The sequence below is a fragment of the Paenibacillus sp. E222 genome (assembly GCF_013401555.1).
Classification (GTDB): domain Bacteria; phylum Bacillota; class Bacilli; order Paenibacillales; family Paenibacillaceae; genus Paenibacillus.
The window spans coordinates 6,582,609-6,597,227 of record NZ_CP058552.1 but is presented as its reverse complement, the minus strand read 5'-3'; the positions used below and the strand labels follow the sequence as shown (position 1 = coordinate 6,597,227).

The following is a 14,619-nucleotide window of genomic DNA, read 5'->3' as shown; positions in this document are numbered from 1 at the left end:
AGAGAACAGATTCGAAAATCCATTTTAATTTTAAACTACTTGGGAGCGTGACTAACATGACGATTTTAGGCGCAATTGAAGCTGGAGGAACCAAATTTGTATGTGGTATCGGTACGGAAGAAGGAGAAGTTCTTGAACGCGTAAGCTTTCCAACGACGACACCGGAAGAGACGATGGCTCAAGTAATCGCTTTTTTTGAAGGTAAAGGCATTGAAGCTTTGGGTGTAGGTTCATTTGGTCCGATTGATCCGATTGAAGGAAGCCCGACTTATGGTTACATTACAACAACACCAAAACCGTATTGGGGTCAGTACAACCTGATTGGTAAGCTCAAGGAGCACTTTGATGTACCGATGACGTTTGACACGGATGTAAACGGTGCTGCGCTTGGGGAAGCAACCTGGGGGGCTGCACAAGGTCTGGATAGCTGTCTGTATATTACTGTCGGAACGGGAATTGGTGCAGGCGCAGTTGTAGGTGGCAAAATGGTCCATGGATTGTCACATCCAGAGATGGGACACATCATTGTACGCAGGCATCCCGAAGATACGTATGAAGGGTTCTGTCCTTATCATGGAGACTGCCTGGAAGGACTTGCTGCAGGTCCTGCCATCAATAAACGTTGGGAGCAGCCTGCTTACGAACTGCCAGCCGATCATAAGGCCTGGGAGATTGAAGCACATTATCTGGCGCATGCCTTGATGAACTATGTGTTGATCCTCACTCCGCAGAAAATTGTAATGGGCGGCGGTGTAATGAAGCAAGAGCATCTGTTCCCGATGGTTCGCAGCAAGCTGCAAGAATTGCTCGCTGGATACGTTCAGCATCCTGCACTTCAGTCCGATATTGACCAATATGTCGTTTCACCGGGACTTGGCGATAATGCGGGACTGTGTGGTTCGCTTGCGCTGGCGAAACTGGCTTTGAACAAGTAAATAGCTTTATACAAGTAGTTGACGAATTTTTCCATTGTGGTAATATATGAGCAACAGCATAGCACGGTTAATGAGGAAGCACCTCTCTTGCATGGATTTTGCAGGAGAGGTGTTTTTTTGTGCTGCTTAATTTAGTACAACAGAGACTGTGTAGAGCTGAACTATTGAAGGAGGGACAAGAAATGGAAGTCATTTTCATGAACAGATTATCCAGAATGTCAGATCACAATGAAGAGCATGCCCAGCTGTGGATCGGTGAAGAAGAAGGGGCGTGGCATCTGGGATGGAGCCAATATGAGGAAGGAGATCGAACGGATGCCATCTGGTATACTGGCAGTTCGTGGGACGAGCTGTTACATGTGTATCGTCATCAGTTAGCTATTCAGATGGGCGAAGGATATCGTCCCTTGCTGCAGGGCTTGTTTCACGAAAATGATGATTTGAAGTCGCGCAATTATGGCGGTCAGCGTCTACATTGTTACAGTGAATTATATGGCAATGAGGGGCTGTATATGGATCTTTGCATATGGCGGAGGAAGAGAGCGGCGTCGGACCGGAAGGCCCCCTATTTTATTGCAACGAACCGGTTGTTACGCATGATCAGCGCATTTGTTCCACAAACCATCGATGAATTGATGCAATTGCCTGGCGTAGGAGAGAGCAAGGCTTCCGAGTACGGTGCTGAATGGCTGGAGCTTACGAATGGAATGGAACGTTCCACATCTTTTCCGCTAGATTGGGTGTACACGGCTCTGAGGGAACAAGAATATGAGAGCTGGCTGTACAAACAGAGAGAGCAGAAATACAAGCAGGAGCTGGACAGATTCACCACACGGAAGCAGGTACTTGAAGGTATGAAGGAAGGATATACGTTGGAGGAGATCGTGAATCGTTCCGGATTGTCCCGGCGGGAGCTAATTGAACTGTTGGAGACACTGGATTTGGAGGGGTATGACACAGATTGTCTGCTCGATGCGGAGCTTGCTGTCATGCCCGAAGAGGAGCAAGAGGCAGTATGGAGTGCCTACGAGGAGCTGGGGGATACGTTTCTGAAGCCCGTGTTACATAAGGTGTATGGAGAAGAAAAGCCTGGCGGGAGCAACCTGGAGCAGGTCTACGAAAGACTGCGCATGATTCGCATCCGGTTTCGCCGTCACACGGAGACGGAACAGAATGCAGGCTAGAATTAAGATAGATCAGCAGAAGGATTTTTCTAAAATAGAATAAATTTAAAAAAAGACGAAGCGTTTCTCCAGATGTGGAGCGCTTCGTCTTTTGCTATTTCAAACCCAATCTTTTTTGCGGAAAATAAAGAACATGCTCAGGCCCAGTGTAACCATCAGGCCAATGACCACAAAATAACCATACTTCCAGTTCAGCTCAGGCATGTTCGTGAAGTTCATCCCATAGATACCAGTGATCACGGTCAGCGGCATGAACACCGTGGTAATGGCGGTGAACACACGCATGATCTCATTCGCCCTATTGGCGATACTGGATTGGTAAGCTTCTCGCAAGTTCCCCATCAAGTCGCGATAAGTCTCAAAGGTTTCAGATATTTTCACAGCATTCTCATAAATGTCACTGAAATACTTCTGCAGTTGATCATCAATAAGACGCAGATCTTTTTTATTGAGTGTGTTAATGACCTCTTTCTGAGGCCCCAGCACTTTCTTCAGCCATAAAATCTCACTGCGCAACCCGATAATCTCATTCAGGTGAGACTTTTTGGTATGCATCAGAATGTCTTCTTCCAGCTTCTCGATGCGGGCTTCAATTCGGTCACCGACGGTAAAATAATTATCAACAATCAAGTCAACCAGCAGATAGAGCAGCTTATCCGGTGTACTGATTTCCTGTTCCCACAGGATTGGTTTCAATGTCCGCAATTCGCTGACTTTCTGTTTGGTCACACTGATAATAAAGTGTCTGCCAAGGAACAGGTTGACGGCACGTAAGAAAATCTCTTCATCATCGAAACGAATGCTGTTAATAACAATAAAATAATGGCTCTCATAAATTTCAATCTTCGGACGTTGTTCTTCGTCACTCAAACAGTCTTCCACGGCCAGATCATGCATCATGAAAAGGGGTTGAAGTACCGCCAAATCGTCTACGTCCGCATCAATCCAGTAAAATCCTTCCGCTGGTGGAGTCAGCGCCTGCTGAATGTCGTCCACCGGAATAAATACACCGTTGTTTACCAACCGGATTTTCATTATTCATCTACTCCTTCTGCACCCGCCAAATGGGCGGATTTCATCAATATGGGCGCAAAAAGAACAGATCAGCCGGTCGGCAGCGGAGCCTGGAAGTCAGGACTGCGTTCGCTCTATAATCAAACGGAAGTAACGTCCCGCTGCCGGCATGCTGATATCAATTCTCTATGCAGTTTGTCGGAATTCGGCTGCCAGTCAGGCCTCGGGTCGCCATCCATTGAATATGTCACCTCTCACATAAGGGTTTATAACACTTGTCTAGTATACCGCTGGTACAGGGTCCTTTCAAGCGCAAAAATGTGTCGATTTCGCGCCCTGGAGCAGTGTATGACAACGGATGATGAACGGTTCCGATCCTGAGGAACATGCATAGAACTACACCTTGACGTGAGGGGATTAATGTCTTAAAGTAAAGGGTGAACCACACTAGTTTTTACAATTGAATAAAGCGAAATCTTATCAAGAGTAGGTGGAGGGACTGGCCCGATGAAACCCGGCAACCGGCGGTATACCGCACGGTGCTAATTCTTGCAGCGACCAAGTGTCCGAGTGACACTGTTGTAACTGAGAGATGAGAGAGGCGCATATCTATTTACATATGACCTTTCTCGGAATCCGAGGAAGGTCTTTGTTATATGCACCGACTTCTCAGCAGTGATTTTCGCTAAGGAACTTGAGCCTGCCGACAGCAATGTGGTTGCAATTCAGCGCCTGCAGGCAAGCTCATGGCAGCCTATAACTGTACGGATGCGAAGCGTATCGCACCTGCAGTGGCTGCATCTATTTATGCACAAGGAGGAGTTAGAACCACCATGCCAATCAAAATTCCAGACACACTGCCTGCCAAGGAAGTACTTGCAGGAGAGAACATCTTTGTCATGGACGAGACATCCGCTTATAAGCAGGATATCCGTCCGCTGCGTATCGCTATATTAAACCTGATGCCTACAAAGGAAACGACAGAAACACAATTGCTTCGTCTGGTGGGTAACACACCCATTCAGGTAGATATCGTTCTGGTTCATCCGAAGTCTCATACGTCCAAAAACACATCGCAGGAATATTTGGACTTGTTCTACAAAACCTTTGATGAGATCGAACACCGCCGCTTTGACGGCATGATCATTACAGGCGCTCCTGTAGAGCAAATGGACTTTGAAGACGTGAACTACTGGAAAGAAATCCAGGAGATCTTCGAATGGACCAAAACCAATGTGACTTCGACTATGCATATATGTTGGGCTTCCCAAGCGGGTTTATACCATCATTTCGGAGTTCCCAAAGTTCCGCTGGATGAAAAATGTTTCGGTGTATTCTCACATACGATCAACAGATCCAATGTGCAGCTGCTGCGCGGATTTGATGAAGTATTCAACGTTCCGCATTCCCGCCATACGGAAGTGCGCCGTGAAGATATTGAAAAAAATGATAACCTTGAAATATTGGCTGAGTCTGAGGAAGCAGGAATTTTCCTGGTTGCTACCAAAGACGGCAAACAGATTTTTGCAACCGGACATGCCGAGTATGATCCGCTTTCATTGAAATGGGAATATGACCGGGATGCAGCTAAAGGCATGAACATTGCGCTGCCTAAACATTATTTCCCGAATGACGATCCTTCCCGTGTTCCCCCGGCTACTTGGCGGGCACATGCAAACTTATTATTCTCTAATTGGCTCAATTACTATGTGTATCAAGAGACACCTTACGATATTGGTCCGCAAATCTAATCGACATTACAGGAGGATGCTGCAATGGAAGACAACAAGTTGAAAATCGAAAGCCGATTGGCCCAAATTGGGTCTATCAATGAACCGGTAACAGGCGCCATTAATTTTCCGATCTATCAATCCACTGCGTTTCGCCACCCCAAGCTTGGACAAAGCACGGGATTTGATTATATTCGTACGACCAATCCAACCCGTAAAGTGTTGGAAGAAGCAGCGGCAGCGTTGGAATCCGGTGACGCCGGATTTGCCTGTAGCTCCGGCATGGCTGCCTTGCAAACGATTTTCGCCTTATTTGGACAAGGGGATCATCTGATTGTATCGCTGGATCTGTACGGCGGAACGTATCGTTTGCTAGAGCGCATCCTATCTAGATTTGGTGTGACGGCAAGTTACGTCGATACCAATGATCTGGCAGCTCTGGAAAGTATTCGTCAGCCGAATACAAAAGCGGTATTTATTGAGACACCAACCAATCCATTAATGATGATTACGGATGTGGAAGCGGTATGCTCCTGGGCCAAGAGCCACAACTTGCTGACCATTGTGGATAATACACTACTGACTCCTTTCTTCCAGCGTCCAATTGAACTCGGTGCCGATATCATCATCCATAGTGCCACAAAGTATCTGGGTGGTCATAATGATGTACTTGCCGGATTGATTATTACCAAAGGGGAAGAGTTGTCGGCCGAAATGGCAGTCCTGCACAATTCCATTGGAGCAGTGTTGTCTCCAAGCGACTCCTATCAGCTGATGAAAGGCATGAAGACACTCGCTCTTCGCATGGAGCGACATGAGTATAATGCCTTGACGATTGCCAAGTACCTTTTGGAGCATCCAGCCGTTGATGAAGTGTATCATCCAGGATTGTCGGATCATCCCGGATTTGAAATACAGAATAAACAGTCCAGCGGGAACACAGGCATTTTCTCTTTCAAAGTAAAGGATGCTCGTTATGTTGAACCATTGCTGCGTCACATCAAACTGATTGCTTTTGCGGAAAGCCTCGGGGGTGTAGAGTCGTTGATGACCTATCCTGCGGTACAGACCCATGCGGATATTCCGATTGAAATTCGTGACGCTGTAGGTGTAGATGACCGTCTGTTGCGCTTCTCTGTTGGGATCGAGCACGCCGATGATCTGATTGCCGATCTGGGCAACGCACTTACAGCTGCACAGCAGGAGATTGAAGGGGGAACGCATCATGAGTGAGCAAAACAATAATGCCAACAATCATGAACGGAATGTTCATTCCGACCTGAAGTTCGATACCAAGCTGCTTCATTTCGGTGACGAAATCGATAAAACCACCGGGGCTTCCAGTGTACCCATTTACCAGGCCTCGACATTCCATCATTTTGATATTTTTAATCCACCTCAACATGACTATAGCCGTTCGGGTAACCCGACTCGTCAGGCATTGGAGGATTACATTACTTTATTGGAAGGTGGAGCACGCGGATTTGCTTATTCCTCCGGCATGGCTGCCATCTCCAGTGTGTTCATGATGTTCTCGGCAGGGGATCACATGATTGTGACGGAAGATGTATATGGAGGTACGTATCGACTGCTTACTTCTATTCTGAGTCGGATGCAGATAGAGACTACCTTTGTGGATATGACCAATATTGAGGAAGTAAAGGCAGCGCTCAAACCGAATACGAAGGCAGTCTATATGGAAACACCATCCAACCCGACACTTCGGATCACGGATATTGCTGCTGTCACCTCCTGGGCACAGGAACATGAGCTAATCTCCATTCTCGATAACACCTTCATGACGCCTTATTACCAACGGCCGATTGAGCTCGGAGTGGATATTGTCGTACATAGTGCAACCAAGTTTCTTGGCGGGCACAGTGATGTGCTGGCAGGTTTAGCCGTTGCTCGTACGGATTCACTGGGTAGACAGCTAAAACAATTGCAGAATGGACTTGGAACTGTGCTTGGTGCCCAGGAATCCTGGCTGCTGATGCGGGGCATGAAAACCTTGGGTGCGCGCATGGCACACAGTGAACAGAGCACAGCCAAGCTGGCAGCTTGGCTCAGTGGACGCAGTGATATTACGGCTGTATTTTATCCGGGACTGCTGGATCATCCCGGCCGTGAAGCTCATGAACGTCAGTCAAGCGGATACGGCGCTGTCGTGTCGTTTGACGTTGGATCTGGAGATCGGGCCAAGGCTGTACTTAACCGTGTGAAATTGCCAATTGTTGCCGTGAGTTTGGGTGCGGTTGAAAGTATCTTGTCTTATCCTGCGATGATGTCTCATGCGGCAATGCCGACTGAGGTTCGCCGCGATCGGGGTATAACTGACGGATTACTGCGGTTCTCGGTTGGTCTGGAAGACATCGATGACCTGATTGCGGATCTGGATCAGGCACTTCAGGATTCGTAGAATCGACAGTAGTGAAATACGGGTGTTATAGCCTGCTGAAAAAGAAATGAAATAGATGGCATATGTAAACATTTTTATTAATTTTTAAAGCACCTGCTCATAAGGTGCTTTTTTTCACATGTAACCTGTGTTACGATATGTGGAGTACAGAAATGCGATGTTGCCACCAAAACTTTCATCTATATGAACAAGTTGGGACGGATCGTGATACTATTTTCTCTTCATGAGGGAGGCTTTTTTACGATGAGTACGGTAGACCGTATCTTAGATAAAGCCCTTCGGGGCGAACGTTTGGACTTGGAAGACACGATTCAGCTGTTTGAATCGAATGAAGTAGACAAAATCGGGGCCGCCGCCAATGTGATTGTAAAACGCATGCACCCCGAACCATACAGAACATTTGTAATTGGGCGTAACGTCAACTACACGAACGTGTGTGATGTGTACTGCCGTTTTTGTGCTTTCTACCGCAGACCTGGCTCTGACGAAGGATATGTACTTCCCGATGAAGTTATTTTCCAGAAGATTCAAGAAACCGAAGACGTGAACGGTACCGAGATTTTGATGCAAGGCGGAACGAATCCGAATCTGCCGTTTAGCTATTACACTGACCTGCTCAAAGCGATCAAGGAGCGTTTCCCTAACATTACGATGCACTCCTTCTCACCAGCCGAAATTATGAAAATGGTCGAAGTATCCGACGGTCTCACTCTGGAAGAGGTTGTACGTGCAATTCACGAAGCGGGACTGGATTCCCTGCCTGGTGGTGGTGCGGAAATCCTGGATGACCGTACACGCCGCAAAATCAGCCGTTTGAAAGGTTCATGGCGCGATTGGATGGACGTTATGCAGACAGCTCACCGTATCGGTATGAACACAACGGCAACGATGGTTATCGGCCTTGGTGAAACGATGGAAGAGCGCGCACTGCATCTGCTCCGTGTACGTGAAGCTCAGGATGAGTGCATTGCGAACAAGTATGATTCCGAAGGATTCCTGGCGTTTATTCCTTGGACATTCCAACCGGATAATACAAATCTGAAGCTGGAGCGTCAGACGCCTGAAGAGTACCTGAAGACGGTAGCGATCAGTCGACTGGTATTGGACAACATCAAAAACATTCAATCCTCATGGGTAACGATGGGACCTGAAATCGGCAAAAAATCACTTGAATTTGGCTGCAACGACTTTGGTAGCACCATGATTGAAGAGAACGTGGTATCGGCTGCAGGCGCAACTTACAAAGTCAATATTGGCTCCATTACGCAACTGATTCGGGAGTCCGGTTATATTCCGGCACAGCGTAACACAAGATATGACATTCTGCGGACGTTTGATGAGAATAATGCCATTCAACAAGATTTTGTAATGCAGAACTAATATTTATAATACATCACGCTGATGAATTGATTTGATAGGATCATTTATTCAGTTGGGATATGAGTCCGTTGATTACTCTTTATGAGGGGAATCGGCGGACTTTTTAATTTCACTTCACAACCACGTTTATTCATAGATCATCAAACAGTACATATTACGCATTTGGCGATATTTTAGTTTGAAATTCAACTGTTACAATGAAAGGACAAGTGAGTAAGCAGACATGCTGGGAAGGGGCAGGCATATGAAAACAAGAAGACTTGGCAAGACGGGACTGGAAGTACCTGTACTGAGCTTTGGAGCATCCTCTCTAGGTTCGGTATTTCGTGATATTGATCGAGGTGAGGGGATTCGTACGGTTCACGCCGCTGTAGATGCAGGGATGAACTATATAGATGTTTCGCCTTATTATGGATTAACGAAAGCCGAGATCGTACTTGGAGAAGCCATCCGCAGTTTGCCACGCAGCTCGTTTACGCTGTCGACCAAGGCTGGACGTTATGGGGAGAATACATTTGATTTTTCGCGTAAGCGGATACATGATAGTGTCCAAGAGAGTCTGGATCGACTGCATACCGACTATATCGACATCCTGTTCTTGCATGACATTGAGTTTGTCCCGGCCGATATTATTATTGAAGAAGCTTTCCCAACCTTGCTGCGCCTGAAAGAGCAGGGAGTCATTCGCCATGCAGGAATTTGTGGATTGCCGCTGCCGTTATTCGAAAAGGTATTGCCACAGATTGATGCTGACGCCATCATTTCCTATTGCCATTACGCATTGAATGACACTTCACTGCTGTCCTTATTGCCCCTTTTGGAAAAGAAAGAGATTGGCCTTGTGAATGCTTCGCCTCTTTCTATGGGCTTATTAAGCACAAGAGGTACTCCTGCCTGGCACCCGGCAGATGATCGTGTGAAGCAGGTCTGTCTGCAAGCAGCACGGTTCTGTGCGGAACAGGGAACGGATATTGCGAAGCTTGCCGTACAGTTTGCAACAGCTAATGAACGGATTCCAACAACACTGGTCAGCAGTGCAAGTGAACATAATATCCGCAACAATGCAGCCTGGATTGATGAACCGCTGGACCAGGAACTGTTATCAGAAGTGCTGCGTATTCTCGCTCCAATTCATAATGAGAGCTGGGCCAGCGGCCGCCCTGAATATAACAATGAACATCACTTTAAGCAACAAGCATCATTGAAGGGGGAACAGGAATGAGAGCTGTTATATGTGAAGAAATAAATCGTTTGGCGTTGCGAGACATAGCAGAACCCGAAAGAACCGAGAATCAGGCGCTGGTAACCATCCGCCGAATTGGAATCTGTGGAACAGATTTGCATGCCTACAAAGGTAATCAGCCCTTTTTCACTTATCCCCGTGTACTGGGTCATGAACTTGCAGGGATTATTGAAGAGATCGGGGCCAATGAAGCGGGGCTGAAGGCGGGAGATCAGGTTAGCATTATTCCATATTTGCATTGTGGTCATTGTATCGCTTGTCGATCAGGGAAAACAAATTGTTGTGTATCCATGCAGGTGATGGGCGTGCATGTGGACGGCGGCATGCGAGAGAAGATTGTTGTACCCGTCTCCCATCTGATCCAAGCCGACGGACTTACACTGGATGAAACCGCGATGGTAGAACCGCTCAGTATTGGTGCTCATGCGGTCAGAAGAGCAGCCCTAAGGCCTGGAGATCAGGTTGTGGTCATTGGAGCCGGACCGATTGGCCTGGGTGTGATGGCTTTTGCCAAACAGGCGGGTGCTCGGGTCATTGCCATTGACCGGAATCTGGACAGGCTGGAACTGAGCCGCACGTGGGCGGGCGTGGATGCTATGGTTCAGGCCGATGAACAAGCGGTACAGCAAGTTGCTGAAATTACGGATGGGGACTATGCGACGGCTGTCTTTGATGCAACAGGAAACATGCATTCAATGAATGATGCCATCCATTATGTGGCTCATGGTGGACAATTAATCTTTGTTGGACTGGTCAAAGCCGATATTTCCTTTCATGACCCAGACTTTCACAAGCGGGAGATGAGCATTCTGGGCAGCCGGAACGCCACGAGGGAAGATTTTGAGCAGGTCATGTCGATCTTGCGGGAGAAGAAGTTGAACATGGATGGCTACGTTACACACCGGGCGAGTTTTGATCAATTGCCTGATTCGATCGAAACCTGGTTACAACCGGATTCGCATGTAGTGAAAGCAATAGTAGATTTATAAAAAGAATAAATGAAAAACTCTCCCTGATTCAGAATGAATGGTTAACATCCATAGGAATCAGAGAGAGTTTTTATTTGCCTAGCCTATAGGAATTTTGATTATTTTTCCGGGTTCGTCACAATACCAGCATGTGGATCAATATGACGCACAATGGATTTGAGCCAGATCATTTCGAGGAAATGAATCTCATAGTAGAGTGCTCCCGGTACGTGTTGGATCCAACCTTCAGCGACAGCAGCGTGCCCTGAATCCGTTGAAACATCCAATGTTCGAGGTTCACGGCGCAGCCGTTTACGGATTACTTTTTCAACTTGAGCACTTTGTGTGGTTAAAATACATATTTTGCGCTTAGCTGTGAATCCGCGGAATGCAATATACACCATTTCATATGCAATGAGATAAGCAATTACCGAGTACATCGCTTGATCCCAACCGAAGACAACACCAGCAGCGGTTAGAATCAGCAAGTTGAGCAGCATGATTATTTTTTCGATAAGCATCCGTTTCCCGCTAAACACACGTTCAGGTGGACGGGAGGACGGATCACCGATTTCCAGCGTATCCAGTGTCCCACCATACCGCACGACTAGACCGATTCCTAGGCCTAGACATAATCCGCCAAATATGGCGGCAGCCAGCGGGTGCTCGACAAGCGGCGGCATGGGATGAAGCACAATGGCACCAATCGAAAAGACAACCAAACCCAGAACAGTGACCAGTACGAATTTCTTTTGCACGAGTCTATAGGACAGAAAAATAAACGGAACGTTGAACAAGAACAGGAATAAACCAATTCTCATCTCGGTCCAGTGGGCGAACAACGAAGAGATGCCCGTAATGCCTCCAATAATGATCTTATTGGGATGTAGAAACAACTCAAGTCCCACGGAGGCGAGAATTCCACCCGCTATTACAAACAATAAATTCAACAGGCGACGGGTAGATGTTAGTCTGGGCTTGGCGGTTTGTGGCACTGGATTAGCCGATATCAGAGGTGCTTTCATAGGTCATCCTCCTTTGTGCGGCTTTCGTGCCATTCTCCCTGGGTTAATCACAGAAAGATCGGCGGTAGAGCCGCGATTACGATACGTTGTCTGTTCTGAACAGACAAGGGGGTTATCCTTCTTTCTGCAGAACCTTCGGCTCTTCTTTCTTTTTCCGAGGATCTTTGAACTTGAATATTTTATCCAATAATCTGAACACGTGTTTGGACTCTTTGGTTAATAACGGTCCAAGGATCGCCAGAATGAGTACATATAAGGCGGCGAATGGTTGCAGCAGCGGGAGAAGTCCTCCGGCTTTACCCATGTTGGCCATAATGATGGAGAATTCACCACGTGACACAATAGTCAAACCGATATTGGCTGAAGCTTTTGGTGATAATCCTGCACTGCGCCCAGCGAGCATGCCTGCAAGGAAGTTTCCGAATAGGGTGAGCACAACTGCGATCAAAGCAAGCCATACAGCTTCGCCGCCAAGAGACAACGGATCGATGGACAATCCAAAGCTGAAGAAGAAGACAGCTCCGAAGAAATCACGGAATGGCAGGATCAAGTGCTCAATCCGTTTTGCATGTTCCGTTTCAGCCAACACCAAACCAACAAGCAAGGCGCCAATCGCTTCGGCGACGTGAATGGTTTCGGAGAATCCGGCAACGAGGAACAATGCACCGAAAATCACAAGTGAGAACAACTCATTAGAGCGAATCTTGAGCAATTTGTTGAGCAGTGGTGTAGCTTTGCGTCCAAGAATGATGACAATGAGCATGAATCCAAGCGCGATGAGTGCCGATACAATGACACCTCCGATGGAGGATGAATCACTGAGCACAAGTCCAGACAAGATGGAGATATATACAGCGAGAAACACATCTTCAAACATGATAATTCCGAGAATCATTTCCGTCTCCGGATTCGCTGTTCGTTTCAGATCAACGAGTACTTTGGCGACGATGGCACTGGATGAAATGGTGGTAATTCCGGCAATGACTAGAGCTTCGGCGGCTGGGAAACCGGAAGCAAAACCAAAAATCAATCCCAGTGTGAAGTTAATTCCGATATAGATGGAACCGCCGACGGCAATGGATTTACCCGATTTGATCAAACGACCAACCGAGAATTCCAGCCCAAGATAGAAGAGCAGGAACAGAATACCAATTCGGCCCATAAACTCAATAAACGGCTGACTTTCAATGAAACGGAAGTCCAGATGCCAGATCTTCATGGCATGAGGTCCAACGGCCATCCCGATCAGGATGTAAAATGGAACGACCGAAAATCTCAGTTTTGCGGATAAGAGTCCGGCTGCTGCAATGAGCACAAGTGCCAGACCCACTTCGAATATCAGATGATCCATCGACTCACCCCCTTCCGGTCAGGAGGAGGGATTTGAATAGCTTCTGCTGATTGCGTTCGCCAACGGCTACTACCGTGGACTCTGCACTAATCACGACCTCCGGACCGGGGCTGATATGTTTTTTGTGATTCTTCTCTACAACGGCAATAACCGTTGCCCCTGAGTTTTGACGTACGTCCAGTTCACCAATAGATTTACCGATACATCCGTAGGATGGCTCGATTTTGTACCATTCGATAATCAGATCGTCAAACGTTACTTCAATATTTTCAAGCTGCTTTGGCTTATAGGTTAAACCACCAACGATGGCAGCAATCTGTCTTGCTTCATAGTCATCCAGCGTAATCATGGAGATGCTTTGGTCTGGATCATCGTACTCAAAATGGTACATTTCACGGCGACCGTCATCGTGAATAATGACAATAATTTTATCTCCACTGCTCGTTTCAATCTGAAATTTCTTGCCGATTCCCGGCAAATCTGTTTCGCGTACATCCATGGATAGTAGCCTCCTTAAATTGAGGGCTGGCCACAGAAGACAGGCTTATTTCCCGAAAATAGAATGATCTGCTGCTTGTAGGAACATTAAATGATGCGGGTAAACAGAGCCAGGGACTCCTGACACACAGCCTTGTGTTGTGAATTTTTAATGAAAATGGGGATAACAAAATAGACGTTAACAAATAGGTGTTGCCAATGAGGCTGATCGATATCTAACATTTGCTAATAGGGTTATAAGTTATGCACAAGCACACCGTCTTTCAGACAGAGGTGTCTCCATGCAAAGCAACCTAAAATACGGTGTAACGGCTAGTTAAGAGCGTTCACGTAATTTGGTGCTATAGGGGTGGGAGATACATACATACTGGTGAATTTGATAGGTAGCAGAAATAATCTGCGTTTAAACAGACAAATCAACGGTTTAAAGGGTAGACGCGGTGTAGGAATTCGCAGCATTAGCAACAAAGCGAGCACAAGAAAGACAGGTTTGTTATGCGTGACCGCAATCAACTTCGACATGACTTGTGGGTATTTGCGAATGGCAGGTTTCTGCTGAGACTCCAATGTGTGGACAAGCACTTCCTTGTTGGAAGTTGTCTCAACGGTTACCTCGACAGCGGATTCCGACTGCATCGGAATTGGGAAGGACAACGCTTGGAATACGCACAAAATGATAATAAAGGCGTAACGGAGTATTCTTGGTTGTTGTCTCATTTTGGCTTCCCCCTTTTCCGTGAAACATACTGTTATAAAAATAATAACACATTTTTGTCTTAACTCCAAACGGATTGATAATATACTGAGAAATCATGACACGCTTTCCATCAATCCGCTTCGTATATCCCTATCGGCCTTGCCATATACTTTGA

At 46.8% G+C, this 14,619-nt stretch carries 13 protein-coding genes and 1 riboswitch; of the genes, 8 read left to right on the top strand and 5 right to left on the bottom strand.

Annotation, left to right across the window (positions count from 1 at the left end):
* The first annotated feature begins 56 nt into the window (after window positions 1–56).
* Entirely contained in the window at window positions 57–935 is an 879-nt protein-coding gene (locus tag HW560_RS29170) for an ROK family protein (RefSeq protein WP_179265314.1), read from the top strand.
* Between the two features lie 182 nt (window positions 936–1,117).
* Entirely contained in the window at window positions 1,118–2,119 is a 1,002-nt protein-coding gene (locus HW560_RS29165; RefSeq protein WP_179265313.1) for an HRDC domain-containing protein, read from the top strand.
* A gap of 99 nt (window positions 2,120–2,218) precedes the next feature.
* Here the strand turns inward: HW560_RS29165 and corA are convergent, their stop codons facing one another.
* Entirely contained in the window at window positions 2,219–3,154 is a 936-nt protein-coding gene (gene corA / locus HW560_RS29160; RefSeq protein WP_024629019.1) for a magnesium/cobalt transporter CorA, read from the bottom strand.
* A gap of 453 nt (window positions 3,155–3,607) precedes the next feature.
* Window positions 3,608–3,732: riboswitch (SAM riboswitch) on the top strand.
* 234 nt (window positions 3,733–3,966) lie between these two features.
* Between corA and metA the strand changes: the two genes are divergently transcribed.
* The 6 genes from metA (at window position 3,967) to HW560_RS29130 (ending at window position 10,894) form a co-directional block, all read left to right on the top strand.
* Window positions 3,967–4,884 (top strand): homoserine O-acetyltransferase MetA, encoded by a 918-nt coding sequence (metA, locus tag HW560_RS29155; RefSeq protein WP_090902042.1) that lies wholly within the window; start codon window positions 3,967–3,969, stop codon window positions 4,882–4,884.
* A gap of 24 nt (window positions 4,885–4,908) precedes the next feature.
* Window positions 4,909–6,096: an aminotransferase class I/II-fold pyridoxal phosphate-dependent enzyme gene (locus tag HW560_RS29150; protein WP_179265312.1), complete on the top strand. Its 1,188-nt coding sequence runs from the start codon at window positions 4,909–4,911 to the stop codon at window positions 6,094–6,096.
* Complete coding sequence (locus HW560_RS29145; RefSeq protein ID WP_090895195.1) at window positions 6,089–7,282, top strand: trans-sulfuration enzyme family protein; 1,194 nt, start codon at window positions 6,089–6,091, stop codon at window positions 7,280–7,282. Before HW560_RS29150 ends, HW560_RS29145 begins: the two co-directional genes overlap by 8 nt.
* 243 nt (window positions 7,283–7,525) lie before the next feature.
* Window positions 7,526–8,662 (top strand): cyclic dehypoxanthinyl futalosine synthase, encoded by a 1,137-nt coding sequence (mqnC, locus tag HW560_RS29140; protein WP_090895199.1) that lies wholly within the window; start codon window positions 7,526–7,528, stop codon window positions 8,660–8,662.
* A 244-nt stretch (window positions 8,663–8,906) separates the two neighbouring features.
* Entirely contained in the window at window positions 8,907–9,884 is a 978-nt protein-coding gene (locus HW560_RS29135) for an aldo/keto reductase (RefSeq protein ID WP_179265311.1), read from the top strand.
* Window positions 9,881–10,894: a zinc-binding alcohol dehydrogenase family protein gene (locus tag HW560_RS29130; RefSeq protein ID WP_179265310.1), complete on the top strand. Its 1,014-nt coding sequence runs from the start codon at window positions 9,881–9,883 to the stop codon at window positions 10,892–10,894. Before HW560_RS29135 ends, HW560_RS29130 begins: the two co-directional genes overlap by 4 nt.
* Window positions 10,895–10,992: 98 nt before the next feature.
* Here HW560_RS29130 and HW560_RS29125 read toward each other — a convergent pair whose 3' ends face one another.
* The 4 genes from HW560_RS29125 to HW560_RS29110 all read right to left on the bottom strand — a co-directional run bounded on the left by HW560_RS29125 (window position 10,993) and on the right by HW560_RS29110 (window position 14,464).
* Window positions 10,993–11,898, bottom strand: a complete 906-nt coding sequence (locus HW560_RS29125; protein WP_090895205.1) for a YitT family protein — start codon at window positions 11,896–11,898, stop codon at window positions 10,993–10,995.
* A 112-nt stretch (window positions 11,899–12,010) separates the two neighbouring features.
* Complete coding sequence (locus HW560_RS29120; protein ID WP_090895207.1) at window positions 12,011–13,249, bottom strand: cation:proton antiporter; 1,239 nt, start codon at window positions 13,247–13,249, stop codon at window positions 12,011–12,013.
* A 4-nt stretch (window positions 13,250–13,253) separates the two neighbouring features.
* Window positions 13,254–13,748, bottom strand: a complete 495-nt coding sequence (locus HW560_RS29115; protein WP_053780467.1) for a cation:proton antiporter regulatory subunit — start codon at window positions 13,746–13,748, stop codon at window positions 13,254–13,256.
* Between the two features lie 311 nt (window positions 13,749–14,059).
* Window positions 14,060–14,464 (bottom strand): hypothetical protein, encoded by a 405-nt coding sequence (locus tag HW560_RS29110; RefSeq protein ID WP_090895210.1) that lies wholly within the window; start codon window positions 14,462–14,464, stop codon window positions 14,060–14,062.
* Window positions 14,465–14,619 lie beyond the last annotated feature (155 nt).